Origin of the sequence: Microcoleus sp. T2B6, from assembly GCF_036700475.1 — a bacterium.
Classification (GTDB): domain Bacteria; phylum Cyanobacteriota; class Cyanobacteriia; order Cyanobacteriales; family Microcoleaceae; genus Microcoleus.
Genome location: NZ_JAUBOZ010000089.1, coordinates 1 through 24,619 on the forward strand (window position 1 = coordinate 1; position 24,619 = coordinate 24,619).

The window sequence follows — 24,619 nt, forward strand, 5'->3', positions numbered from 1 at the left end:
AGAGGTTTGTCGTGCAGGACGCTGTAGGTATCAGGTTGTGGCTGTGGCACACTGTTAGTAACGTTGATTGTCACCGTAGCGGGGACAGTCGCAGCCCCGTCGCTAACGCTGTAGGTGAAAGTGTCACTACCTACAAAGCCAGGCTTAGGATTGTAATTGAATGTGCCGTCTGGATTAAATATGATCGTACCGTTAGTCGGGTTTTTGACTAAAGCGGGGGTCAACTTGTCGAATAAGTCGCCGTCGGTGTCGTTGTCTTTGACTGATGGAAATCCGTAGAGAGGTTTGTCGTGCAGGACGCTGTAGGTGTCAGGTTGTGGCTGTGGCACACTGTTAGTAACGTTGATTGTCACAGTGGCGGGGACAGTTGCAGCCCCGTCGCTAACGCTGTAGGTGAAAGTGTCACTACCTACAAAGCCAGGCTTAGGATTGTAATTGAATGTGCCGTCTGGATTAAATATAATCGTACCGTTAGTGGGGTCTGTGACTAAAGCGGGGGTCAACTTGTCCAAGAAGAAGTCGCCGTCGCTGTCGTTGTCTTTGACTGATGGAAACCCGTAGAGAGGTTTGTCGTGCAGGACGCTGTAGGTATCAGGTTGTGGCTGTGGCACACTGTTAGTAACGTTGATTGTCACCGTAGCGGGGACAGTCGCAGCCCCGTCGCTAACGCTGTAGGTGAAGGTATCAATGCCTACAAAGCCAGGCTTAGGATTGTAACTGAAGTCGCCCAAGGGGTTGAGTGTGAGTGTACCGTTGGTTGGGTCTGTGACTACAGTGGTCGTCAGCGGGTCGCTGTTGGCGTCGGTAGGCCCTGGTACGCTGAGCACTTTGTCGTGCAGGACGCTGTAGCTGCCAGTGGCGGCCACCGGGAAATTATTAACCGAGATGGGGCCGAGAGTAAAAGCGGCACTTGCTTGATCCGTGGCGTCCCCGAAAAATAGGAAGTTTGGCTGGCTGTAGGGATTGTAGGGTAAACGCGGCTGACTGGCTTCTGGATTAAATGCCGTGTAGTTGCGTAGCGGTTGATTTGTCAGGTTTGGTATTGCTGTTGGGCCGGCAAACAGGGTGTAAGTGTTGCCTTGAACTACGAGTTTGTAGTCTGTAGGAGTGTTGATGTTAAAAGGTAAAGCTGCATTTTCCCCGCGAGTAAAGGTGGGAGCTGATGTTGGTGTACCACCGGTTTGAGCAAATATACCTCCGTTGGGGGGAAAGTTCCCCTTGGTGAAACCCAGTTCAATGCCATTTTGACCGTCGCTGCTAATGGCGATGATGCTGAAACCGGCCCGATCGTTACTAATACTGTTTTCAGCGGTGACTGCAACTCGAAAAGAAACGCTGTAACCGTTGATGCGGTCAAGTGCGGGAAAAGTTGCGCTGACTGGAGTAAATGTTGCTGGCGTCGGGGTCGGAGTTGCGGGAGTGTATCTGTAGTTGGTGTAGCCCGCATAGCCTGTAGTGTTATTGTCGGCGGTAACGCTAGCAGTATTAATGCCAGTGTTGGGCGAGAACGCACCAGTGGCAAGGGGAGCAGTACCCACTGGGGCAGGTAGAGGTATCTGCCCGTAAGCTAATTGAGTACCGGCTGCTGTCCCGATGCCTGGTATGGGTGCTAATGTTGGTGGTAGTGGTGAATAGTTTGTGCTGTCGTAGAGGGTACGACCGAACACATATTGATAAGCGGCCATTGTGGCTGGCTCGATCGCCAGCCCAGAGGACACCGCTCCTGTTGTATAATCTAATTCCCAATCTCCGCCCATAGCCGAACTGCCGATCGGCGATCGAGAAGCCGCAATTTTTGCCTTGGTTAGCTGACTCAGTTGTTGCACAAAGTTAGCGCCCTTTTCCCCCGCCGCTACATCACACCCATAAAGCAAAATCTCTCCACTGTCTGCCAGCGATCGCGACCAACGCTGCAATTGCTTAGCATAAGTTTTTAAATTTGTCAAGTTTAGCTCGATCGCCCCTAGCAGTAAACTCGCGGGGCGGCCGTGGGAGATGATATGAATGCTTTTGATATTGCTGCGACTCGCTAGAGCCTCAGTAATTTGTGCTACTCCATCCCGCGCCGCATCGAGGGTAATAACTTCTGTCCCCGCTGCGATGCCGTTGTGGAGAGTTTGGCTGTCGGGAAGGGCAGAGTCGAGAAAGGCGATCGAACTAAAAACTGAACTGATAAAATTTGGCATAATACACCTTTGGTTAGATGACGGTAGGAAAATTAAGGCCTGTCTAGCTTAGCAAATTCAAAAATTAAATGTCATGAGTAAAATTAACAATCAAGACGAATACTAATTTCCCGTGAGCCTGCAACAGAAGCCTCTTGATAGGGGCGGGTTTAGCCAATAATTCCTTTAAAAAACCGACAATTCCAGTACACAACTCGCTTTTTTAGGGTTCGATCGCTAAAAGCTCTTCTGCTACCAATCCTTTCTGAATAGCAAGCACTGCTGCTTGAGTGCGATCGCGCACTTCTAACTTTTGCAAAATCGCGTGCACATGAACCCGCACAGTCCCCGGAGCAATGTACAATATTTGTGCAATTTCCTGATTGCTTTTCCCCCCCGCAACTAAAGCCAAGATTTCCTGTTCTCGCTTCGTCAGCGGATTTTCCAAAACTTCCCATTTTGACCCAACTTTCACAGGTTCAGGATTAGCAAAAACTGCCCGAATTTCCGCAGTTGCCGCCTTATCCCACCACGAAGCACCCGCTGCTATCGATCGAATTGCCAAAACCAAAGTTTCCGCCGCAATTCCCTTAAGGCAATAGCCCTGAGCTCCCGCTGCAATTAATCTTTCAATTAAGGATTTTTGAGAATGAGATGTTAAAATTAAAACCGGAATTGCTGGATGTCGATCTTTAATTTGGCGGCACGCTTCAATACCGCCAATTCCCGGCAAACCGACATCGAGAACTACCACATCTGGTAAGTATTCCTGAGTCAATTCTACTGCTGTTTCGCCATCTTCTGCCTCGGCAATTACTTGCAAGCAACTTTCTTGCTGCAACCTGGTTTGCAGCCCCAACCGAAACAGTTCGTCGTCTTCAACTAGGAGAATTCGTAATGGATAAGCTGGTTTCATTTCTGTGGGATAGCAGGGAGTCGGAATCCAAATAAAGCACCGTGTGGCAACTTATTTTCTGCCCAAATTATACCGCCGTGGGCGTCAATAATTTGGCGAGACAAGTATAACCCCAATCCCGATCCTTTGGCTTGCCGATCGCTGTGCCCTTGATAAAAACGCTCGAACAAGTGGGGCAGTTCATCGGCGGTAATTCCTAACCCGCTATCGATAACTTTCACCACCTGAAAACTCGAATAAGATTCCATGATTATTTCTACCTTGCCACCGCGAGGAGAATGGTTGATGCCGTTTGTTAGCAAATTAACAAAAACGCGCTGGAGTTGCACCGCATCGCCATTTACCCACAAAGAACGACGGAAATCTGACTCTCCGTAACTCATACTAATGTAAACCCGGCGCGCCGCCGACAAATGGATGAGTGTTGCGATTACTTCTTCTGCCAAAGCTACTAAATTTACCGGCGCAAGTTGCAGTTTTAAACCTTCGGCATCATTGCGGTAAACATCCAGCAGCGTTTCTACTAATTGTAGTGACATTTTGTGTGATCGCGCCATTGTTTCGAGAACTTTTTGCTGACTGGCGGTGACATTCCCAAATTTTGCTGACTGAAAAGCTTTAATTGTTTCTATAGCCCCCAGCATCGGCGTTTTCAAGTCGTGACTCAAAGTAGAGACAAAATCTTCTCGGATGCTTGCTAGCTGCTGCTGCGACTGCAACTCAGCTTTAGCGATCGCGATCGTCTCTTGGTACTGCTGGTTGCGATCGCTCAAATATCCCGTCACCCCTAAAGCCATGACTGCGATCGATCTATTTGCTACAGTTGCTAGGGCGATCGTTTCTCCAGGAGGAAAAAACAAATTTAACAGCGTCAAAGCTGCCGATACCAGTGTAATTTGCAACTTACCCAACCGACTCAAGCGCGAATTTGCCAGTAAAATCGGCCCTGTGTACAAATACCCAAACAGATACTCCGACGGTGTAGTAAATTCCAGCACTACAACGATCGCCAATAAAATTGCGATCGACCACCTGCCCCGCAAATACTTCTCTTGAATTGCCTGGTTGTCTGTGATTTTCAATAAGCTGTTTAACATCCTTTATCCATCCATTTTATATTTTATATTTACACTTTACTCTCTGCCTTATCCCTGCGGTTTTTATTCGCCAAAATTTTGTCTACTATGACGCAAAAACAAGCGTTTAGATAACATCTATATCTGCAAGCATAGATAGTGCAAAATATTTAAACATTTGTCTATCAGTGAAAATATATAGCAGCTAAGCATATAAGCATAACGGGTAAACGGCAACTTATACCTGCGGGCTGATTATCAAAAATCCTAACGGCAAGTATATTGATTGTTAAAAGCAGATTGCACTTTTAAGAAAGTATTGGCTCAGTTATGCTTGAAGGATTAATTCAAATCGTATTAACGCTAATCATTGTAGTAGCGATCGCCCCTATTTTTGGTAATTACATGGCGCGGGTGTACATGGGAGAAGCAACCATTCTCGACCCCGCTATTAAACCCCTAGAACAAATTATCTATAAAGCCAGCAATATCCGGTATGTAGATTCGATGACAGGTTGGCAATATGCGCGATCTTTACTCTACAGCAATGCAGCAATGGGCATATTTGTTTTCCTAATTTTCATGCTTCAAGGAGTGCTGCCTTTAAATGCCACCGGCTTAAGTACCCCAACCTGGGATACTGCGCTGCACACAACTATTTCATTCCTCACAAATACCGACCAACAGCATTACTCCAGCGAGACAACATTCAGTTATCTATCCCAGTTAACTCTGGGTTTTTTAATGTTTACCTCAGCCGCCACGGGTTTAGCAGTAGGCATTGCCTTTATTCGGGGCTTAACAGGTCGTCCATTGGGCAACTTTTACATCGATTTAATTCAATCAATTACCAGGATTCTGCTACCGATTTCTTTAATAATTGCCTTACTTTTGCTAATGTCTGGAGTGCCGGAAACCCTAGCAGGGCCGGCAGTTGCCCGTACCTTAGAAGGCGGCACGCAAGTAATAGCTCGCGGGCCAGTAGCTCACTTTGAAAGCATCAAACAACTGGGAGAAAATGGCGGCGGATTTTTTGCCATGAACTCGGCTCACCCCTTTGAAAATCCCAATCCTTTTACCAACCTGCTGGAAACACTAGCAATGGTTTCTATACCAGCAGCTATGATTCACACTTACGGTCGATTTGCCAATAACAAAAAGCAGGGATGGCTGATTTTTTGGATGGTGTTTGCCATCTATGTAATTTTGATTGGCATTGCAGCATTTGGCGAGTACAGCGGCAACCCTCAAATTAATAATTTACTGGGCGCGCAGCAGCCAAATTTAGAAGGCAAAGAAGTTAGGTTTGGTTGGGCAGAGACTGCACTGTGGGCGGTGACTACGACAGGCACAATGTGCGGCGCTGTCAACGGGATGCACGATTCTTTAATGCCTCCCGCTGGTTTTGCTACTCTGTTTAATTTGTTTCTGCAAATCGTTTGGGGCGGACAGGGAACGGGAACGGCTTACTTGTTTATTTACTCAATTTTGAGCGTGTTTCTCACGGGATTGATGGTGGGGAGAACGCCGGAATTTTTGGGACGCAAAATTGAGAAACGGGAAATTGTTTTAGCCAGCGTTGTTTTATTAATCCACCCGATCGCAGTTTTAATCCCCGGTGCAATTACCCTCGCATTTACCGACAGTTTGAGCGGCATCAGCAACCCCGGATTTCACGGCATTTCCCAGGTAATGTACGAATACGCTTCAGCGGCAGCTAACAACGGTTCCGGCTTAGAAGGATTGACCGACTCTCAACCCGCCCCGACAGGACTTTGGTGGAATTTAAGCACCTGTTTTAGCCTCCTGTTAGGGCGCTACATTCCAATTATTGCCCTGCTGCTTTTAGCTGACAGCATGACAAACAAACAACTGGTTCCCGAAACAACAGGCACTCTCAGAACCGATTCAGTTTTGTTCACTAGCGTAACCGCAGGAGTAATCTTAATTCTAGGCGCACTGACATTTTTCCCAGTTTTGGCATTAGGGCCAATTGCCGAAGGATATGAAATTAGCAGCGGCAAGTTTGAACCAGCATCAATAGCTGTACCCACAACACCAACTCCTCCCCCTCAGTAGCGAAAATCCTCAACCTCACTCTTCTCTTTCTCTGTGTTCTCTGTGTTCTCTGCGGTTCATTAAAATCCCCAATCGACATGACCTCATCCCCTACTCCCGATTCCCCAAAAAAACCTCCCAGAGGCTCTCGCGAGTCTCGCAAGCACACGCCGAAAGCAAATACTAAAGGCCTTTATCAAAGAGCTTTTAAAGAAGCTTTTGTCAAGCTAAACCCGCGGGTGATGCTAAAAAATCCGGTGATGTTTGTGGTGTGGATAGGCACAATTGTGACTGCACTTTTAACGATCGACCCCACGCTGTTCGGCCCGGTTTTAGGCAAAAATCAGGTAGTTTTTAACGGCTTAGTGACGTTAATTTTGTTCTTCACTTTGGTATTTGCTAATTTTGCCGAAGCGGTGGCCGAAGGGCGCGGCAAAGCCCAAGCAGATGCGCTGCGATCGACCAAAGCAGACACGACAGCCCGCAAACTCCTACCAGACGGTTCAATTCAAGAAGTTAGTTCGACATCCCTGAGACGCGGCGACCAAATTAAAGTGATCGCGGGCGATGTCATTCCTTCCGACGGCGAAGTGATTGCAGGCGTCGCCTCGGTAGATGAATCTGCGATCACTGGCGAATCCGCGCCGGTGCTCAAGGAACCGGGTTCGGACATCGCCAGTTCCGTCACCGGCGGTACGCGCATCCTTTCCGACGAATTGACGCTGCGGGTGATGGCTGACCCAGGTAAGGGGTTTTTGGACAGGATGATCGCGCTGGTGGAGGGGGCCGAAAGGTCGAAAACGCCCAACGAGATCGCGCTGACGGTTCTGCTGGCGGTGCTGACTCTGGTGTTTTTGATAGTGGTATCGACGATTCCGCCGATCGCAAGTTATGTGAAAACTCCCGTGGGCGTGGTGACGCTGATTTCGCTGCTGGTGGCGCTGATCCCGACGACGATCGGCGGTTTGCTGAGCGCGATCGGCATTGCGGGCATGGATCGCGTCGCTCAGTTTAACGTGATAGCGACCTCTGGACGCGCCGTGGAGGCTTGCGGCGACGTGAATACGCTGATTTTGGACAAAACGGGGACGATCACGCTGGGGAACCGTTTAGCTGAGGAGTTCATTCCGGTAAACGGTCACTCGCTGGAGGAGGTTGCGAGTGTAGCCCTTGCTGCTAGCCTGTTTGACGATACTCCAGAGGGAAAGTCGATCGTCCGTTTGGCTCAGAATTTGGGCGCACAGGTAAATTTCGATCGCACCAACGCCACGGGGCTTGATTTTTCCGCAAAAACGCGGATGTCTGGCACGGATTTGCCCGATGGGACGGAGGTTCGCAAGGGTGCGGTGGATGCGGTGAAGGGTTTTGTGCGATCGCGCGGTGGCAATTTTGGGCCGGATCTCGATGCAGCTTACGAGCGAGTTTCGCGCTTGGGAGGCACGCCCTTAGCTGTTTGTCAAGGCAGCGACACCTATGGCATTATCTATTTGAAAGATGTCATCAAACCGGGAATTCGCGATCGGTTTGACCAACTGCGAAAAATGGGCATCCGCACAATAATGCTCACCGGAGATAACCGAATTACAGCATCAGTAATTGCCGATGAAGCAGGCGTTGACGACTTCATTGCCGAAGCAACTCCCGAGGACAAAATCGATGTAATTCGCCAGCAACAAGCAGAAGGCAAATTAGTAGCAATGACGGGAGACGGAACCAACGACGCACCCGCACTAGCCCAGGCAAACGTAGGACTCGCGATGAATTCTGGAACCCAAGCCGCGAAAGAAGCCGCTAACATGGTGGACTTAGATTCCGACCCCACCAAACTAATTGACTTAGTTACAATTGGCAAACAATTGCTGATTACTCGCGGCGCGCTGACTACGTTTTCGCTAGCGAACGACATTGCCAAATATTTTGCAATTATTCCGGCAATATTTGCCCCTGTTGGCGCTTTAAACGTCATGGGTTTAGCCAGCGGTCAATCGGCAGTTTTGTCGGCATTAATTTACAATGCTCTGATTATTCCCGCTTTGATTCCACTAGCATTAACAGGTGTCAAGTTTCGACCTTTGAGCGCCAATAAACTGTTGCAGCGGAACATTTTAATCTACGGATTGGGAGGAGCCGTCGCACCGTTTATTGCTATCAAAATTATTGATATTTTGATAGCCGCCGTTGGGCTAGCATAAGAGAAGTTCGGCAACGGATCGGTCGAGGAATGTAACGGATGATTCTCGTTCCCCGGCTCTGCCGAGGAACGCAGATCCAGAGGCTCTGCCTCGATTTTTTCCAAAAAATCATCCAATAGAAAGACAGATATTTATTCCCAAAATAAGGAGAATTCATGAAACGGAATGATTTGCTGAATGATATTTTTCCCAGAGATTTCCAACAAATTATTGAGTTAGCACAAATGCTTTGGCAGCGCCACCCAATCCCGGTACAGCTATTTCTAGTAATGTGTTTCAATGCTATAATTGCCCCCGCTGTATACGCGGCGGCGGGCGAAGATTTGACCCGAAAAGCTGTCTGGGGTTTAAGTCTCCTGGGTTTGGTGATTATCGCCCTTTCTATTTACTTGTTTGTAGTCATCTTTCAGCCGGAAAGATTTTAGTCAATAATTAACCCTTAGCAAATAACCGAGCGAGGTAATTTATGAGAGAAATAATTAGAGCCATTCGCCTTACCCTGGTTTTGTGGGGAATTACAGCCATTATTTACCCTTTAATCTTGCTAGCAATCGGTCAAATTGCTTTTAATTCCCAGGCAAACGGCAGCTTATTAATTACTAAGCAGGGAGTTGTAGTCGGTTCCTCGTTAATTGGTCAACCTTTCCGATCAGATAAATATTTTTGGGGTCGTCCCAGCACCACCAATTACAGCAGTTTTGCGACAGAAAATTACGATCCGACAAAGGGAGAAAATGTTAGTCAAAGAACAGGCGTTTCTGGTGCTAGCAACCTGGCCCCCAGTAACTCGGAGTTGCTGAAACGAGGTAATGAGAAAGAGGGTTTTCAGGGAGTGCAAGTTGAATTAGATCGCCTCAACAAAGCTGGTATCAAACCGACTGCTGATTTAGTCTACACCTCTGGTTCTAGCCTCGATCCGCACATTAGCCTAGAGGCAGCTAGGGCGCAAATTCAGCGGATAGCAACGGTGCGATCGCTCAATCTCAATCAAGTAGAAATGTTGGTAGCCAAAAATACAGATGGCAGATTTCTCGGCATTTTCGGCGAACCGGGAGTTAACGTCCTCAAACTGAATTTGGCTCTCGACCGTTTACAATAGTTGACAGTCAGTAGTCAGTTGTCCGTAGTCATTAGTCATTAGTCATTAGTCATTAGTCATTAGTTATGAGTTATTTGTTATTTGTTATTAGTTATTTGTAGCAACAGACAACAGACAACAGACAACAGACAACAGACAACTGACAACTGCCAACTGACAACTGCCAACTGACAACTGCCAACTGACAACTGACAACCCACTACTCAGCTATGATTCACTCTAGCGAACTTACCAACAATCCAGACGCGGTTTACGCCCAGCCGAACCGCACTTACGATCGCACCCCCCGCCGGGGAAAGCACAAAATATTTATCGGCATGGCCCCCGGTGTCGGCAAAACTTTCCGAATGCTGGAAGAAGGACACACGCTCAAATCTGAAGGCATTGATGTGGTAATTGGACTGTTAGAAACTCACGGGCGGAAAGAGACAGCAGCTAAAGCCGAGGGACTAGAAATAGTTCCCAAAAAACAAATGCGGCGCGGCGAAAAAATACTCAACGAAATGGATACGGATGCTGTCATAGAACGCCGTCCTCAATTAGCATTAATAGACGAACTGGCTCATACCAACATTCCGGGTTCTCTGCGAGAAAAACGATATCAAGATGTCGAAGAAATTCTCAAGGCTGGGATTGATGTTTTTTCCACGCTCAACATTCAACACATAGAAAGCCTCAACGATTTAGTAGCTCGAATTACCGGAGTTGTAGTGCGAGAGCGAGTACCCGATCGCGTCCTCGAAGATGCTGACGAAATAGTCGTTGTCGATGTAACGCCGGAAACTTTAGAAGAAAGGTTGCTAGAAGGAAAAATTTATGCTCCCGAAAAAATTGAACAATCTTTAGAAAACTTTTTCCAGCGCCGTCATTTAATTGCTTTGCGAGAACTTGCCCTGCGAGAAGTAGCAGACAATGTTGAAGACGAGGCAGCAACTTTAAAAGGTCAATCTTGCAACATTCACGAACGAGTATTAGTGTGCATCTCGACTTATCCGAATTCCTTGCAACTGCTGCGGCGGGGCGCGAGGATTGCTAGCTACATGAATGCCCAATTTTATGCTGTGTTTGTCAACGATCCCGACCGATTTTTAACAAAAGCAGAAAGCTTGCACGTTGAAACTTGTGAGAAACTTTGTCAAGAATTTAACGGGCAATTTTTGCGGGTAAACGGCAATAATATAGCCAAAGCGATTTCGGAGGTAGCGAAACAGTATCGCATTACTCAAATTGTGATCGGCGAAAGCCAGCAATCCCGCTGGCATTTGCTGCTGCGGGGTTCTTTAACTCAACAGTTAGTGCGATCGCTCAAACACGTAGATTTGCATATCATTGCTACCGAAAAAAGTGGTCTTTCTAATTGATTATTAGTCCTCAGTCATTAGTCATTAGTCATTAGTTATTAGTTATTAGTCAGATGAATGCAATAAACAATTCCGAGCGATTGTAAGTCACGGAGTTTACTGGTTCCAAAGACAAAGCCCGCAGCCGCAGGCTAGAAGCATAAACAATTTGGTATAACAAATGCAACTTTCGGAGGATATGTGAATCTAGCGGGTGGTGGATGCCGCAGAAGCTTTTATCTGTCAGAATCGCACTTGGTAAACCTGATTAAAAGTGTGCTCTCTATGGTGGATAGTTACATTCTCAAATTGCTAGTTATTGGCATCCTCCTGCTGAGCGTCACCTTGGGTTCGGGATGGATCTCGCGAATGCCGGTGTCTTATGCCTTAATTTATCTAGTTGTCGGTATCGGATTGGGGCCCTACGGCGTCAAGCTGATTGAGTTGCGTCCCGAAGCTCAATTTTTAGAAAGACTCACAGAATTTGTAGTTATTGTTTCTCTGTTCAGTTGCGGCTTAAAAATGAATCGCCCGCTGCAACTTTGGGCTTGGAATTCCACAGTGCGGCTGATCGGTTTTTTAATGCCAATTTCGATTTTTGCTGTGGCTGCGATCGGTCATTGGTTTGTGAAATTAGATTGGGGCGCGGCGATTTTACTCGGAGCAATTCTCGCTCCCACCGATCCAGTTTTGGCCTCAGAAGTTCAGTTAGCTCATATAAAAGATCGCGATGAATTGCGCTTTGGTTTAACATCGGAAGGCGGTTTAAACGATGCTTTAGCTTTTCCCTTTGTTTATTTCGGCATTTATTCGCTAAAAGATAACAACTGGTCGAAGTGGTTTTCGCAGTGGGTAGCAGTTGACTTGATTTGGGCGATCGCCGCAGGTATCGTTATGGGAATTTTAGTAGCTAAAGCCGTCACCTGGATCGATCGCCGGCTCCAACACTATCGACCGGCCGATCAATTAATGGAAGATTTCATTGCTCTGTGCACAATTCTGCTCACCTATTCCCTCACAGAAGTAGTCAACGGCTACGGATTTCTCGCAGTTTTTGTAGCAGGAATTGTCGTGCAGCGGAGTTACCACAATCTAGAAAAGCCACTTTCCCAACTGCACTTTACCGAGCGCATAGAAAAGTTAATGGAAGTAGCAACTATTTTACTATTAGGTTCGCTTTTGCGCCTAGAGCCTATGTTGGCCTATGGAGGATACTCCCTCTTAGTAGCTGGATTGTTGATTTTTTTAATCCGGCCTGTGGGAGCTTGGATTAGTACGATCGGCAGTCCTTTGCATCCCGCCAACCGCTGGCTTTATGGCTGGTTCGGCATTCGTGGTGTCGGTTCTATCTATTATCTTACCTATGCTTTTGGTAAGGGTTTGGAAGGCGAAACAGGGGAAAGAATTGCCTGGATTACCTTTTCAACAATCATAATTTCTGTGGTTTTGCACGGTATTACTTCCACCCCGCTAATGAACTGGTACGAGCGCCGAATCAAACCTAAAGTACCGGATTTAATTTAATTAATTCACGCAAGTCATACAGATTGTATGCGATATTTGTAGGGACACGGCACTGCCGTGTCCTTACCTAATCTAGGAATTTCACGAAATACTCTAAACAGGTTTCACCCCAACTAATAAAGCGAGTTCCCGCCACTTCCAATAGCAGTCTACATCGTCAAAACCAATTTCTCTAAACCAGCGCAGTTGCGTTTCGACATCCAGCAATTTATTAGACGGATCATCGGGCGAATCGCTAATACCAATTGCCTCTCGAAATTTATCATGTAAAGCGGGAGTTGCTGACGCTACGTGCTCCAAATTGCAAAAAATGCCTCCGGGCTCCAAAAGCTCGAAAATCTCGGTGTAAAGCGAACGTTTGCGATCGTCTGCTACATGATGAATCGCAAAACTGGAAACAACGGCATCCAACTTGCCCAAATCCGGTAGCGATTCATCAAAATTGTGCTCGATTACCGTGACATTCTGGTCATCAGCAAAGCGCATTCTGGCTTTTTCCAGCATTGTCGGCGAAAAGTCGATCGCCACACATTCAACATTTGGTCGATCGCACTTAAGCAGACCCAGCAACCGCCCGTCTCCCGTACCCACATCCAGAATTCGCTTAACATTTTTCGGCACTTCCTCCAACAAAACCGCTTCACCTTCAGTGCGGTGAGGAATACCATCAGCTTTAGCAAGATACCACAAAGCGTGTTCCGCCGAAGTCCAAAGATTCACTTGACTCATATTTTTTTAATCCTCATAAACCTCGCCGTTTTTGCGAGTAAAAATCCAACCATTATCACTAGCTTTCGCAATTAGATCGTCATCGGGATATTCGGCAATATCTCCCGGAGTGCGATCGCCAATTTCCAGATAAACAACATCTGCATTCGAGCGGTTGACTAAATGATGCCCGTCTGCATCACCCGCCGGAAAACCCGCCGCCATACCCGGTTTTAGCACTTGCTCTCCCGAATTTGTAATCAGAGTAACTTCCCCTTCCAGAACATAGATTAACTCATCTTGACGAGTGTGCCAGTGCCTGAGAGCAGAACAACTTCCCGGCGCAAGTCTCACCAAATTTACCCCAAAATTCTGCAATCCGGCAGCATCGCCCAAGCGTTTTTTAACTCTTCCCGCAACAGCCGATTGAAATTGCTGAGGGTACTTGGAACCCGTAATTTCCGGCACATTTTTAGGATCGATAATCATATATTTTCACCCTCCAATCTATGCTTACAAACTACTCAAATCCGATATTACTTTTTCGGAGATTCCAATAGCTATTAATGCAATACCGGATAATCCTGGTAGTGCATCATCATAATCTACTTTTCGGCGATAGCTTCGCAAATACCTCAAATTTTCTGCTATTTTCTTGCGAGTGCGATCGGGACTGACAGCGAATTGTTCCTGAACGTATCTGTGAGCTTCTCCTGTCTTTGGAATAGAAAGTCCTTCGGTATCCCGTAAATAGTTTCGGGATTGAATGAAAGCTGCATAGTAGGCTCTACTGATAGCAGCACGCAATTTAGATTCTTGATTTGCGGGGGTAGTTGCTTTACCTACAAGTTCTCTAGCTAAATTAAGATATTCTAACCATTCAAAAGTCATCGGGATATTCTAAGATAGGACAAAGTGGCTGTCGTATTTTATCTGATAAATTTAACCACCACTCATCTTGAAACTGATTAAGTTTGTCAACAGCTTCCTCTGGGGTTACGTTCATGCAAATGGCTAATTCTAACATAGAATCCTCGACAGCTTCTGGGTCAGTCACGCATTCAATAAATAACTTAGCATCCGGGAAGTAATGGCAAATTTTGTCTGCTGCTTCCAGCAATACGGGAATCAAAAACTGATGTTTTTCCAGAAACTGCAATATTTCAGTTTTTCCCCGCCAACTGTACAATTTTTCCAGAGATTCAATATCAACCAAAGAAACAGGCTTTAGCTCGGTTAAGCTGTCGTGCAGCAGTATCTCGGCTAGGCTGTTGGCATCAAGTTGACGGCGTTTTGCTTCTGCCAAAAGCCTTTCGCTGTCTTCAGGAGACAGTTGGATTGTTAGGGTTTGAGAATTGCTCGCGGTTTGCATATAAGTTGTATAATCTAAGCTTTGTTTTTCCTGTTTCCATTCTGCCTTATTCTAACGGTTTTAAAGTAGTAGGATTTTCCCGAATCGGTTTAATAAAACGGCTGTTCGCCCGCACAAAACAATTACCCTTATCCGTGGAAACAGGCAGCCAACCCTTGCCTTGATTGTCAGAAATCATAATTTGATTAGCATTATTTCCCGTCACCGCTTCCAAGCGCTGTCCCCGCCGAAAAACAGTCACCACAGGCCACTGCGAAACATTGTGTTTATTTCTTTCAAACAACTCAGCAGGCGCATCCAAACCGTCTACAGAAATTGAGCGAAATCTCTGAGCCATCCGGCAATTCAACCCTTGAGAATCAGAGTCAACAACCAACCAATTTACCTGCCGGTTTCCCCGCTGTCTCGCAGGCGGCACCGGATAATCACCTTGCCTGTTAGCAACAGGTATTGCTGAGGCTAAATTAGCCCCCATTCCTAACATCCCAGCAACTGCGAGAAAGACAATTCTAATTTCTGCTTTCATTGCTACCCAAAATCCTTTAATTCGAGCTCATCATAATTTTATAGTAGCTGCCACCTCCCCTTCACTTTCGCATCCCACCTCCGGCAGTTCCCGCAAACCATTAAGAATGTGTTATAAATATTGAGATTCATTAAGAAATATTGCTCAAATGCTCGTTTCCCCCTCCGGCGTCAGCAAACTCAAAGAATCTTTAAAAGAAAAAGTATTCTTTGGGAATGAGCCAACCCCCGAACTCATAGCCATCTTACTGATTTACTTCGTCCAAGGCATTCTCGGACTAGCCCGCTTAGCCGTCAGCTTCTTTCTCAAAGACGAACTCGGCATGAGTCCGGCAGAAGTCTCGGCAATGCTGGGCGTCGTCGCCCTGCCTTGGATTATCAAACCCGTGTTCGGCTTCATGTCGGACGGTTTGCCAATATTCGGCTACCGCAGACGCCCTTACATCGTCCTCTCCGGGCTGCTGGGAACTGCAGCATGGGTGAGCCTCGCAACAATTGTACACACACCGCTTGCCGCTACAGGCGCGATCGCCCTGAGTTCCCTCTCCCTCGCCGTCAGCGACGTAATCGCCGACTCCCTGGTAGTCGAAAGGGCCAGAAAAGAATCCGTTACCGACGCCGGTTCCCTGCAATCCTTGTCTTGGGGCGCTGCAGCCCTAGGCGGATTAATTACCGCCTACCTCAGCGGTTCCCTGCTGCAACACTTCAGCACCCACACTATCTTTTTAATCACCGCATCTTTCCCGCTAATTGTATCAGCAACAGCTTGGTTAATTGCCGAAGAAAAAACCAACAAAAGAACCGACTTTGAAACAGTCAAAGACCAATTAAAACAACTGCGGCAAGCTGTTACCCAAAAAACAATTTGGCTGCCCACCGCCTTTCTCTTCCTCTGGCAAGCCACCCCAAGCTCAGACTCCGCCTTCTTCTTTTTCACCACCAACGAATTAGGCTTTCCACCAGAATTTCTCGGCCGAGTGCGCCTCGTTACCAGCATTGCCGCCCTGGCCGGCGTCTGGCTGTTTCAGCGCTTCCTCAAAACAGTTCCGTTTCGAGTAATTTTTGGCTGGTCAACGGTCATTGCGACTGCTTTGGGCATGACTACTTTATTATTAGTAACTCATGCCAACAGAGCTTTAGGAATTGACGATCAATGGTTCAGCATCGGAGACAGCCTGATCCTGACAGTAATCGGACAAATTGCTTATATGCCGGTGCTGGTACTTTCCGCGCGATTGTGTCCCCCCGGCGTCGAAGCAACTTTATTTGCGCTGCTGATGTCAATCACAAATTTAGCAGGACTTTTGTCCCACGAAGGCGGTGCACTTTTGACCCACTTGCTAGGAATTACCGATCGCAATTTTGATAACCTCTGGCTGCTAGTCATCATCACAAACCTGTCCACACTTCTGCCCCTACCGTTCTTAAATTGGCTGCCCGCCGAAAGCACAGAAAGCGGCGATCCAAACTCTCAAAAGTCTCTTCCCGTATTAGAACCAGAACCGGGCAGTTCCAAACCAGGCGGACAACATTTCATGCCCGAATACTTTCCCGACTTAGTACCCACAGTAAGGTCACAAAGGCGCACAGCAGATAGCAAATAAAGGAAGGCACACACGGATTTTGACACGGATACACGGATGAATTTAACTGTGTTTCCCAATTCTCCCAATTTCCTTCTCTCTGCGCCCTCTGTGTTCTCTGCGGTTAAATCAATAAAAGCTTATTATACCCATGCAAAAATTACAGATTTCCCAACCTCAAACAGCCGCCCAAAACGTATCATACGATCGCACAGACTGGCAGCGCGGCTACGAATCCCAACCCAACGAATTCGACTACTGGATTGACAACATAGAAGGCGAAATCCCCGCCGGCTTGCAAGGCACATTCTTTCGCAACGGGCCCGGATTGTTGGATGTCAACGGCCAGCGCATCCACCACCCGTTTGACGGCGACGGGATGATTTGTGCGATCGCAATATCCGAAGGCCGCGCCCATTTCCGCAACCGATTCGTCCGCACAGAAGGCTATCTCGCCGAACAAAAAGCCGGAAAAATCCTCCACCGAGGGGTTTTCGGCACACAGAAACCGGGGGGCCCGCTTGCCAACATCTTTGATGTCAAAATCAAAAACATTGCCAACACCAACATCATTTATTGGGGCGACAAACTGCTAGCACTTTGGGAAGCAGCACAGCCCTACAGACTCGACCCCCGTACCCTAGAAACTTTCGGCTTAGATACTCTAGATGGCATCTTGGAACCCGGTGAAGCCTTCGCTGCCCACCCCAGAATTGAAAAAGGCAAAAATGGCAAAGGAGACAGATTAGTCAACTTTTCTGTCAAGCCCGGTTTGTCGAGTACCATCACGATTTACGAATTCGACGAAAGCGGCAAACTTTTGGATCGTCACGCCCATGCAATACCGGGTTTTGCCTTCCTGCACGACATGGTAATTACCCCGAATTACTGCATATTCTTCCAAAATCCCGTCTCATTTAATCCTCTACCATTCGTGTTAGGATTTCGGAGTGCATCCCAGTGCATTAAATTTTCGCCAAACAAGCCAACGCAAGCAATTTTAATTCCCCGCAACGGCACTGACGAGGTGAAGATATTAGAAACCGAACCTTGTTTTGTCTTCCACCACTGCAACGCCTGGGAAGAAGGAGACGAAGTTTTTGTAGATTCAGTTTGCTACGAATCATTTCCCACTGTAGAAGCGGACGGCGATTTTCGCGAGGTTGATTTTGACAGCGTTCCAGCGGGCGAATTGTGGCGGTTTAAGTTGAATTTGCAAGACAAAAGCGTACAGCATCAAGTTGTTGAAACTCGGTGCTGCGAGTTTCCCACTTTGCATCCCAATAATGTCGGACAACCTTACCGATATCTGTATATCGGTGCTGCTGATGCTCCCACTGGAAATGCTCCTTTGCAAGCTATCCTCAAAATGGATTTCGTGACTGGTGAAAGGCAAATTTGGAGTGCGGCGCCGCGCGGTTTTGCGGGGGAACCGGTGTTTGTTCCCCGTGGTTCAGGCGTCTCGCCTGAAGGTGCAACGGCTGAGGATGACGGCTGGCTGCTGCTTTTAATGTATGATGCAGCTAATCATCGATCGACCTTAGTGATTTTAGATGCTCGCGACATCACCAAAGGCCCTGTAGCGCGCTTGCATTTAAAACAGCACATTCCCTACGGTTTGCACGGCAGTTTTACACCAAATGTACTGCTTCCTATCGGTTCGTAGTTGCGCGTTGATTCGCCTGGTTCTTGCGCCGCTCGCCACAGCCCGCCGGGGGTTGAAAACCCCCGGCTCACAGCGAAAGTCCTCTCAAAGAGGACTAAAACCAACATTTATTATCGATCGGGTTTCTTCAGTCGGTTTTAACTGAGATGTTGCACCATTGTCAATAAGCCTTTTATGAACGGGCAAGATGCCCGTTCCACAAGAAAATCTAATCTTTGTGGAACAGGCATCTTGCCTGTTCTTGAGAATGGTGCAAGATGTGAGTTTTAACCGACTGTCTTCTATGAGCCAGGGGTTTAAACCCCTGGCGGACTGCGGAGACTGCGAGAAATACTAACAACAATTTAACACATAAAAATACCTAGTAAATGCAAACTGTCAACAAATTTCCTATCCAAAAACTACTTATTTTAATTTGCAGTATCGTCGTAATCTTGGCAATTATCTTATCTATTTACTCTCACAATGCTAACGCCCAAGAGCCTTACAATTTATCTCCAGAAAGCGCTGTAGCGTCCAAAGGCTTGGTTGAGGTCAAAATGACCTTAATTGCCGTTGACCCCATTAAAAACGAATTAGAAGCCCGCTTGCAGTTTGAACTCAAAGGTATTTATAAAAAAGGGCCAACTTACCCGGCTCAAGACTTGTTAATGACAGTTAACGGCGCCAATGTACCGGATTCGGAAATTACCTTTAAAGAAGGCAAACCGATGATTGTCCCTGCATTGAAGTTTAACTTAGTCAAAGGAAAAATTAATAATTACCCCTTTGATCGGCACATTGCTAAAGTAGCTATTTCGATTGACCCGCTGCCTTCGATTGGGAAAAAGTTTGCTCCCTTTGAACTGAATCCCGTGCCGCTGCAATTTAATTTCCATGCCGACGTTCCCGGTTTCGACATCAGTTATAAGCCGATGGAAGAGAATTCATCTATCTTTATTTATATCGATGTTTCTGCCACTCGATCGCTGCCGGTAAAATTCTTTGCCTTAGTGATTATTGTTATCATGTGGGTGCTGTCAATTATGGCGCTTTTGCTAGCATTAAAAGTGATGAAATCAGGTAAGTTGCCGGAAGTGGGAATGCTGAGTTGGACTGCTGTGATGTTGTTTGCTTTTCCCGCTATTCGCAACGCTCAACCTGGGGTGCCACCAGTGGGAACTGCCAGTGATTTCCTTTCGTTTTTTTGGACGGAAATTATAGTTGTGGTGGCCTTAGTTATTATTGGTAGCTGTTGGTTGAAGCGGTATCATCCGCCAATTGAATGATTTTATATTTCAAGAATTTACCCCCTAGACCAATCAGGGGGATTGTAGCTTTGATACTTTCAATTAACAGCCAACAGTCAACACTTAACTAAATTAAAAGATTCAATTTTTGACTTCCAAATTCTCAATATCCTTTGCGGGTACACCCAAACCGCGCAAGATAGTAAAAGCAATAATTCGATATCCCGACGGATTGGGATGAACTCCATCTGCGGCTAACAAATTCAGAGTTTTGCCCGCGTGCTTTTGATAGGTGCCGATAACTTCCCGAAAAGGCGCATTCAAATCAATAAACAAGCACTGATTCTCTAACGCAATTTCTCGCATCGCGGCAATATACTCTTGCAACCTGCGATTTTCTGGGCCGTCGAGATTTTCCCCTATCGGAGTAGGAGAAAGCAGTACAACTCGAATTCCTGCGGCTTTTGCCGCCAGCACCATTTGAGTTATTTTCTCCCGATATTCTGCCAGTGGCACTCCCGTGGGCAACTTGCCTTGCGGATAAAACTGACGGTTTTGGAAGTCGAAGAAAGCGTGCCAAACGTCGTTGACTCCGACATTAATCATTACTAAATCTGGTTTTTGGTCGATCGCATCTTTCTGGAAGCGCGCTTGCATATCAGTCGCCTTGTTACCGGAGATTCCGGCGTTGACGATTTCGATTTGGCGATCGGGATAAAGAGCACTCAGATAGCGTTCCAGCAGCCAAACGTAACCTCCGGGGTATTTCCCCGCCTCGGTGATGCTGTCGCCCACTGTCACAATTTTGCGCTTGCCGGCGAGCACGTTCTGGATTTCTGGTGGGGGCGTTGCTTGGGATACGGATTCTTTAAACATCGGAATTAAGGAGTGAGGAATGTTAAAGGCGATAATAGCAGCAATTACGGCGAGGGCAAGTCTGATTAACACTTGCCTTAGCGGGACTTTGGGACGGGGCGATTCCCTTCGGGATAGCTTCGCTTCACGCGCATTGGGAGACATTACGCAGATTCCTACTAAAACTCTAACTATTTATGTCTGCAATAATATTATCCATTTCAGGGGTTTTTGTCACTTATTTCAATAACTCAGTCCTGGACTAACAAAAACCTGGTTTGGACACCCAATCCGAAGTTATAAGCCTTAAGGCAGAAACCTGGTTGTTGACCGCGCCTGCGTAATTTGTATATGTGAAATTACTGAGGTTTTTGTCACCCTCATCTGTCGGTGTAATTGCCATCACAAAAAAAATCGCCAAATGTCACAGGATTTCTGCTAGTTACAGCACAACTTTAGAAGGTAATCCCAGTTTATAATAATATTGATTAGTTCAGGAAACAAGTTTTCATGCGAGGTTAAAGCAATGGTAGCCAATTCAAATTTTTTATATCCTCAAACTCGCTATTACGGTGAAGTAAAGCCAGAGAATTTAGTATTTAATGCGAATTTACAAGAGTTTTCTCAGCGAGTGGGTTACATCAGTTCCTTGACATCTAACGGTAAAATCTCTGTAGAACAGGCATTTACTCAGATACAAGCACTCTGGGAAGAGGTGGAAAACTCGAAAAAGCAGTTGGGAATCGGCGAAAATCCATTTTCCGCTTGAATAATTAGCGGTGGGCTTGGAACTTGAGTTACGCGCCATTGATGCCGATCGATTAATCGAGAGCTTAATATGAAAAAGTAGCTAGTAGCGATCGACCTTTTTGCCTATGAGTTCCGATTTAGTACCCCTCCTTCCCAAAGTATCCGTCGGCCGCCGCGCAGCGGCCTTCTGCATTGACGGAATCGCAGTTTGGCTGCCCAGTTTGCTTCTGGGTACTAATGCGATCGCCCAAACCATATTTTTTGTTTTGCTGTGGCTGATCCTGCGCGTAGCCATCGTCAGGAAAAACCAAGGTCAAAGTATCGGGCGCTGGGCTTTGGACATGAAAGTTGCCGATACCAGATTCCTACGGACTCCGGGAGTGCAAGAACTGTGTAAGCGCGAGGCATTGCTGGGTATTTGCGCCGCCTTAGCCTTCGCAGGTATAGCTGGGCTCACCTCTACCAACGCCGCCGTCTTGCTGCTGATGCTGCCCCTGGCGATCGACTGTAGCGTTGCCCTCAACTCCGGCGAAAGGTTTCCCCAAGCTTTCCACGATCGCATCGGCGGGACGATGGTCGTCGGAACCCGCCGCGGCTACTCCCTCGACATCAAAGTTAGAAGATTGCTTGACCAAGTGCAGAGCAATGTGAGAAGATAATAAATTGTGTTTAAATTAGTCGAAATTTATTTAGAATTATGGCTAAAGGCGTCCGCATCATAATTACTCTAGAGTGTACTGAGTGCCGTACTAACGTAAGCAAACGCTCAAAAGGCGTGTCTCGGTACACCACCACCAAGAACCGTCGCAACACGACGGCGCGGCTGGAACTCAAAAAGTTCTGCCCCCATTGCAACAGCCACACTGCCCACAAAGAGATCAAGTAGATCAGTGGTCAGTTGTCAGTTGTCAGTTGTTATTGGTCAACAGTCAACAGTCAACAGTCAACAGTCAACAGTCAACAGTCAACAAAAAACAAACCATGACTTACTTTCGCCGGCGCGTTTCGCCCATCAAACCAGGAGACCCGATCGACTACAAAGATGTCGATTTGCTCAAAAAATACGTCACAGAACGCGGTAAAATCTTGCCCCGCCGGATTACCGGTTTGACTGCCAAACAGCAGCGAGACCTGACCAGAAGCATCAAAAGAGCAAGAATTGTAGCTTTGATGCCCTTCGTAAACCAAGAAGGTTAACAGGATTTGGGATTTTGGGTTTTAGATTTTGGACTGGGAATAAGACTTGCGCGAAAACAACGTCTTTCTGCCATTAAAAGTGCAGCAAGAATGCAGCGAAATAATCGTGAAATAGGGTTAAGAGTCGCCGCAGCGCAAGTCTTAATCACAAGTCAAAAGTTAAAAAAAAAGCAAGAAGAAAGAACAACTTTTGAGATTTTAACTTTCACAATTGACCAGAAAAATTGCCAATATCCAAAATCTAAAATCGCAAGCTCGAAACTCGATAAGTGGCTACTGTAAAAATCCAAAATCTCAAATATAAAGCTGGCAAGTGGAGAAGGGAACGTTAGTAGAATTTAGAGTGCACGGCGACCGCCGTCTGGCAGTTGCCGATCGCCCCGACGGCAAGAAAAACTGGGTGGTGGTAGACGAAAACGGTCAACCGCACAGCATACCGCCCAAACAAATCACCTACGAAGTAGTCGGAGAAACTTACAAACCCTCCGATATTCCCAAATTTCTCAAAGAAGTAGAAGCATACTCAGATCCGTCGAGTTTGGAAGTCGCTTGGGAACTTTTAGTCGGTGACGGAGAAACAGCAGATCCCGAATCCCTGGCAAAGCTGTTATTTTCTGAGAGTAGTGCGGCCCAGTGTTACGCGGCTTACTGTTTGTTATCAACAGACAAACTGTATTTTAAACAAAAGGGCGATCGCTACGAACCGCGATCGGCAGCCCAAGTAGCCGAAATCAAACACCAGCAAGAAGTAGAACAGCAGCGACACCAAGAATCCCAAGGATTTTGGGATCGAGTCAAACAGCGGCTGGCAGGAGAAAATGTAGATTGGGAAAATAGCGATCGAACTCGCCTCGACGCCCTAGAACGCTTTGCCCTCCTCGGAGAAGAAGCAACGCACCGCACCCCAGCCTTAGAAACTTTAGCCAGCTTACAACGATCCGAAAACCCCGAAGCAGCCTTTGGCCTCCTAGTCGAGCTCGGCCTCTGGAGTACCCACGAAAACCTGTTTTTGCGGCGCAGCCAAATTCCCCTACAATTCTCCGCAAAGGTATTAGAAGTGGCCCAACGCTGCCTAGAAAATCCCCCAACCGACTCGGACACAAATCGTCTCGATTTAACTCACCTCAAGGTTTACACGATCGACGACGAAAGCACCACCGAAATCGACGACGGCCTCAGCTTAGAATTCCTCGAAAACGGCCAGCAGCGGATCTGGATACACATCGCCGATCCCACCCGCTTGCTTTCCCCCGGAGACGAACTCGACCTCGAAGCCAGAAAGCGCACCACTACGGTTTACCTGCCCACGGGAATGATCCCCATGTTTCCCCCAGCTTTGGCAACCGGGCCGATGAGTTTAATTCAAGGCAAAGAGTGCAGCGCGCTCAGCTTCAGCGTCACCTTAGACGAAATCGGCGCGGCTCAAGATTACAGCATCCACATCAGCACCATAAAACCCACCTACCGCTTGACATACGATGACGTAGACGAAATGCTGGAGTTGGGAATCGAAGCAGAACCGGAAATAGCAGCGATCGCCTCTGCAGCAAAACTGCGCCAAAAATGGCGGGAAGCCCAAGGGGCAATCAGCATATTCATGCCAGAATCCGTCATCAAAGTCAACGGCGACGACATCAAAATCCACGTCATCGACGACTCCACCGCCCGGATGCTAGTAGCCGAAATGATGATTTTAGCCGGTGAACTAGCAGCCCGCTACGGTCAAGCTCACAGCCTACCCATACCCTACCGCTATCAGCCACAGCCCGAACTTCCTCCCGATGAAGAACTGCTGGCCGTGCCTGCAGGCCCCGCCCGCGCTTGCGCCGTGCGCCGGTGTATGCCCCGCAGCGAAATGGGCCTCACCCCCGGACGCCACGCCGGCTTGGGTTTGGAATTATACACTCAAGTTACTTCCCCGATCCGCCGCTATACCGACTTGCTGGCTCACTTCCAAATCAAAGCCCACCTGCGGGGCGAACCCCTACCTTTTTCGGCCCAAGAAATACAGGATATTGTCATGTGTCTCGGCACCGCAGTTAAAGAAGCATCCACCGTCGAACGCCAAACTAACCGCTATTGGGGATTGGAATATTTGCGGCGCAACCCCGATGAAGTTTGGGAAGCTTTAATGCTGCGCTGGCTGAGGGAAGACAGCAATCTCGGATTGATTTTATTGGAAGATTTGGGTTTAGAATTGGCAATGCGATTTGGTCGATCGGTCGCAATCGGCGATCGGCTAGAAGTCAAAGTCACCCACTGCGATCCGCGATCGGATGTCATTAACTTCCAAGAAATGATATTTGAAGCGGCACAATAGGATTTTAAACTTGAGATTTTAAATTTGGGATTTCCAAAATCTTA

Annotated in this window: 25 protein-coding genes; 16 read left to right on the forward strand and 9 right to left on the reverse strand. The window is 47.2% G+C overall.

The features are described 5' to 3' along the window. From QUA00_RS28060 to QUA00_RS28070, 3 genes are all read right to left on the reverse strand, one after another. Window positions 1-2,186: DUF4347 domain-containing protein (locus tag QUA00_RS28060; RefSeq protein ID WP_333411899.1), on the reverse strand; the 2,186-nt coding region annotated here is incomplete at its 3' end. Window positions 2,187-2,388: 202 nt separating this feature from the next. Continuing rightward, window positions 2,389-3,081, reverse strand: a complete 693-nt coding sequence (locus QUA00_RS28065; RefSeq protein WP_333144963.1) for a response regulator transcription factor — start codon at window positions 3,079-3,081, stop codon at window positions 2,389-2,391. Then, the gene (locus QUA00_RS28070) at window positions 3,078-4,178 is read right to left on the reverse strand and encodes a HAMP domain-containing sensor histidine kinase (RefSeq protein ID WP_333144962.1); all 1,101 of its coding nucleotides are present in this window, start codon (window positions 4,176-4,178) and stop codon (window positions 3,078-3,080) included. Before QUA00_RS28070 ends, QUA00_RS28065 begins: the two co-directional genes overlap by 4 nt. 309 nt (window positions 4,179-4,487) lie before the next feature. On the opposite strand from QUA00_RS28070, the gene kdpA reads away from it, so the two are divergent. The 6 genes from kdpA (at window position 4,488) to QUA00_RS28100 (ending at window position 12,370) form a co-directional block, all read left to right on the forward strand. Then, window positions 4,488-6,236, forward strand: coding sequence for a potassium-transporting ATPase subunit KdpA (gene kdpA, locus QUA00_RS28075; protein WP_333144961.1), 1,749 nt, complete (start codon window positions 4,488-4,490; stop codon window positions 6,234-6,236). 77 nt (window positions 6,237-6,313) lie between these two features. Continuing rightward, window positions 6,314-8,407, forward strand: a complete 2,094-nt coding sequence (gene kdpB / locus QUA00_RS28080; RefSeq protein ID WP_333144960.1) for a potassium-transporting ATPase subunit KdpB — start codon at window positions 6,314-6,316, stop codon at window positions 8,405-8,407. Between the two features lie 155 nt (window positions 8,408-8,562). Beyond that, window positions 8,563-8,832 carry a K(+)-transporting ATPase subunit F gene (kdpF, locus tag QUA00_RS28085; protein ID WP_333144959.1) on the forward strand — a complete coding sequence of 90 codons (270 nt, stop codon included), beginning with the start codon at window positions 8,563-8,565 and terminating at the stop codon, window positions 8,830-8,832. Between the two features lie 41 nt (window positions 8,833-8,873). Beyond that, window positions 8,874-9,506: a K(+)-transporting ATPase subunit C gene (kdpC, locus tag QUA00_RS28090; protein WP_333144958.1), complete on the forward strand. Its 633-nt coding sequence runs from the start codon at window positions 8,874-8,876 to the stop codon at window positions 9,504-9,506. A gap of 209 nt (window positions 9,507-9,715) precedes the next feature. Continuing rightward, entirely contained in the window at window positions 9,716-10,867 is a 1,152-nt protein-coding gene (locus tag QUA00_RS28095) for a universal stress protein (RefSeq protein WP_333144956.1), read from the forward strand. A 264-nt stretch (window positions 10,868-11,131) separates the two neighbouring features. Next, entirely contained in the window at window positions 11,132-12,370 is a 1,239-nt protein-coding gene (locus QUA00_RS28100; RefSeq protein WP_333144954.1) for a sodium:proton antiporter, read from the forward strand. Between the two features lie 93 nt (window positions 12,371-12,463). Here QUA00_RS28100 and QUA00_RS28105 read toward each other — a convergent pair whose 3' ends face one another. From QUA00_RS28105 to QUA00_RS28125, 5 genes are read right to left on the reverse strand one after another with little or no spacing between them, the layout of a single operon-like run. Next, the gene (locus QUA00_RS28105; protein ID WP_333411900.1) at window positions 12,464-13,099 is read right to left on the reverse strand and encodes a class I SAM-dependent methyltransferase; all 636 of its coding nucleotides are present in this window, start codon (window positions 13,097-13,099) and stop codon (window positions 12,464-12,466) included. A gap of 6 nt (window positions 13,100-13,105) precedes the next feature. After that, on the reverse strand, window positions 13,106-13,567 hold the full coding sequence (locus QUA00_RS28110) for a cupin domain-containing protein (RefSeq protein ID WP_333411901.1): 462 nt from the start codon (window positions 13,565-13,567) through the stop codon (window positions 13,106-13,108). Window positions 13,568-13,591: 24 nt separating this feature from the next. Then, complete coding sequence (locus tag QUA00_RS28115) at window positions 13,592-13,969, reverse strand: HEPN domain-containing protein (RefSeq protein WP_333411902.1); 378 nt, start codon at window positions 13,967-13,969, stop codon at window positions 13,592-13,594. Next, window positions 13,959-14,450 (reverse strand): hypothetical protein, encoded by a 492-nt coding sequence (locus QUA00_RS28120; protein WP_333411903.1) that lies wholly within the window; start codon window positions 14,448-14,450, stop codon window positions 13,959-13,961. The genes QUA00_RS28115 and QUA00_RS28120 overlap by 11 nt, the downstream gene beginning before the upstream one ends. A gap of 46 nt (window positions 14,451-14,496) precedes the next feature. Beyond that, window positions 14,497-14,976 (reverse strand): hypothetical protein, encoded by a 480-nt coding sequence (locus tag QUA00_RS28125; RefSeq protein WP_333411904.1) that lies wholly within the window; start codon window positions 14,974-14,976, stop codon window positions 14,497-14,499. A gap of 148 nt (window positions 14,977-15,124) precedes the next feature. Between QUA00_RS28125 and QUA00_RS28130 the strand changes: the two genes are divergently transcribed. From QUA00_RS28130 to QUA00_RS28145, 4 genes are all read left to right on the forward strand, one after another. Continuing rightward, window positions 15,125-16,579 (forward strand): folate/biopterin family MFS transporter, encoded by a 1,455-nt coding sequence (locus QUA00_RS28130; RefSeq protein ID WP_333411905.1) that lies wholly within the window; start codon window positions 15,125-15,127, stop codon window positions 16,577-16,579. A gap of 130 nt (window positions 16,580-16,709) precedes the next feature. Next, window positions 16,710-18,224, forward strand: a complete 1,515-nt coding sequence (locus tag QUA00_RS28135; protein ID WP_333411906.1) for a carotenoid oxygenase family protein — start codon at window positions 16,710-16,712, stop codon at window positions 18,222-18,224. 187 nt (window positions 18,225-18,411) lie between these two features. After that, entirely contained in the window at window positions 18,412-18,561 is a 150-nt protein-coding gene (locus tag QUA00_RS28140) for a hypothetical protein (RefSeq protein ID WP_333411907.1), read from the forward strand. A gap of 31 nt (window positions 18,562-18,592) precedes the next feature. Continuing rightward, window positions 18,593-19,492, forward strand: coding sequence for a DUF4436 family protein (locus tag QUA00_RS28145; protein ID WP_333411908.1), 900 nt, complete (start codon window positions 18,593-18,595; stop codon window positions 19,490-19,492). Window positions 19,493-19,594: 102 nt separating this feature from the next. Here QUA00_RS28145 and QUA00_RS28150 read toward each other — a convergent pair whose 3' ends face one another. Beyond that, complete coding sequence (locus tag QUA00_RS28150; RefSeq protein ID WP_333411909.1) at window positions 19,595-20,473, reverse strand: SGNH/GDSL hydrolase family protein; 879 nt, start codon at window positions 20,471-20,473, stop codon at window positions 19,595-19,597. Between the two features lie 361 nt (window positions 20,474-20,834). On the opposite strand from QUA00_RS28150, the gene QUA00_RS28155 reads away from it, so the two are divergent. The 6 genes from QUA00_RS28155 (at window position 20,835) to QUA00_RS28180 (ending at window position 24,575) form a co-directional block, all read left to right on the forward strand. Then, window positions 20,835-21,077, forward strand: a complete 243-nt coding sequence (locus QUA00_RS28155) for a DUF7219 family protein (RefSeq protein WP_333144943.1) — start codon at window positions 20,835-20,837, stop codon at window positions 21,075-21,077. Window positions 21,078-21,183: 106 nt separating this feature from the next. Beyond that, entirely contained in the window at window positions 21,184-21,717 is a 534-nt protein-coding gene (locus QUA00_RS28160) for an RDD family protein (protein WP_333411910.1), read from the forward strand. A 38-nt stretch (window positions 21,718-21,755) separates the two neighbouring features. Further along, window positions 21,756-21,944, forward strand: a complete 189-nt coding sequence (gene rpmG, locus QUA00_RS28165; RefSeq protein WP_006631376.1) for a 50S ribosomal protein L33 — start codon at window positions 21,756-21,758, stop codon at window positions 21,942-21,944. Window positions 21,945-22,039: 95 nt separating this feature from the next. Then, a complete protein-coding gene (gene rpsR / locus QUA00_RS28170; RefSeq protein ID WP_006631377.1) occupies window positions 22,040-22,255 on the forward strand; it encodes a 30S ribosomal protein S18 in 216 nt (71 codons plus the stop codon). Window positions 22,256-22,261: 6 nt separating this feature from the next. After that, the gene (locus QUA00_RS28175; protein ID WP_333308029.1) at window positions 22,262-22,537 is read left to right on the forward strand and encodes a hypothetical protein; all 276 of its coding nucleotides are present in this window, start codon (window positions 22,262-22,264) and stop codon (window positions 22,535-22,537) included. A 31-nt stretch (window positions 22,538-22,568) separates the two neighbouring features. After that, a complete protein-coding gene (locus QUA00_RS28180) occupies window positions 22,569-24,575 on the forward strand; it encodes a ribonuclease R family protein (protein WP_333308030.1) in 2,007 nt (668 codons plus the stop codon). Window positions 24,576-24,619: the final 44 nt, after the last annotated feature.

Coding starts and splice junctions, on each gene's coding strand:
- QUA00_RS28065 (WP_333144963.1), bottom strand. CDS start 3,081: ATGAAACCAGCTTATCCATTACGAATTCTCCTAGTTGAAGACGACGAA.
- QUA00_RS28070 (WP_333144962.1), bottom strand. CDS start 4,178: ATGTTAAACAGCTTATTGAAAATCACAGACAACCAGGCAATTCAAGAG.
- kdpA (WP_333144961.1), top strand. CDS start 4,488: ATGCTTGAAGGATTAATTCAAATCGTATTAACGCTAATCATTGTAGTA.
- kdpB (WP_333144960.1), top strand. CDS start 6,314: ATGACCTCATCCCCTACTCCCGATTCCCCAAAAAAACCTCCCAGAGGC.
- kdpF (WP_333144959.1), top strand. CDS start 8,563: ATGAAACGGAATGATTTGCTGAATGATATTTTTCCCAGAGATTTCCAA.
- kdpC (WP_333144958.1), top strand. CDS start 8,874: ATGAGAGAAATAATTAGAGCCATTCGCCTTACCCTGGTTTTGTGGGGA.
- QUA00_RS28095 (WP_333144956.1), top strand. CDS start 9,716: ATGATTCACTCTAGCGAACTTACCAACAATCCAGACGCGGTTTACGCC.
- QUA00_RS28100 (WP_333144954.1), top strand. CDS start 11,132: ATGGTGGATAGTTACATTCTCAAATTGCTAGTTATTGGCATCCTCCTG.
- QUA00_RS28105 (WP_333411900.1), bottom strand. CDS start 13,099: ATGAGTCAAGTGAATCTTTGGACTTCGGCGGAACACGCTTTGTGGTAT.
- QUA00_RS28110 (WP_333411901.1), bottom strand. CDS start 13,567: ATGATTATCGATCCTAAAAATGTGCCGGAAATTACGGGTTCCAAGTAC.
- QUA00_RS28115 (WP_333411902.1), bottom strand. CDS start 13,969: ATGACTTTTGAATGGTTAGAATATCTTAATTTAGCTAGAGAACTTGTA.
- QUA00_RS28120 (WP_333411903.1), bottom strand. CDS start 14,450: ATGCAAACCGCGAGCAATTCTCAAACCCTAACAATCCAACTGTCTCCT.
- QUA00_RS28125 (WP_333411904.1), bottom strand. CDS start 14,976: ATGAAAGCAGAAATTAGAATTGTCTTTCTCGCAGTTGCTGGGATGTTA.
- QUA00_RS28130 (WP_333411905.1), top strand. CDS start 15,125: ATGCTCGTTTCCCCCTCCGGCGTCAGCAAACTCAAAGAATCTTTAAAA.
- QUA00_RS28135 (WP_333411906.1), top strand. CDS start 16,710: ATGCAAAAATTACAGATTTCCCAACCTCAAACAGCCGCCCAAAACGTA.
- QUA00_RS28140 (WP_333411907.1), top strand. CDS start 18,412: ATGCCCGTTCCACAAGAAAATCTAATCTTTGTGGAACAGGCATCTTGC.
- QUA00_RS28145 (WP_333411908.1), top strand. CDS start 18,593: ATGCAAACTGTCAACAAATTTCCTATCCAAAAACTACTTATTTTAATT.
- QUA00_RS28150 (WP_333411909.1), bottom strand. CDS start 20,473: ATGTCTCCCAATGCGCGTGAAGCGAAGCTATCCCGAAGGGAATCGCCC.
- QUA00_RS28155 (WP_333144943.1), top strand. CDS start 20,835: ATGGTAGCCAATTCAAATTTTTTATATCCTCAAACTCGCTATTACGGT.
- QUA00_RS28160 (WP_333411910.1), top strand. CDS start 21,184: ATGAGTTCCGATTTAGTACCCCTCCTTCCCAAAGTATCCGTCGGCCGC.
- rpmG (WP_006631376.1), top strand. CDS start 21,756: ATGGCTAAAGGCGTCCGCATCATAATTACTCTAGAGTGTACTGAGTGC.
- rpsR (WP_006631377.1), top strand. CDS start 22,040: ATGACTTACTTTCGCCGGCGCGTTTCGCCCATCAAACCAGGAGACCCG.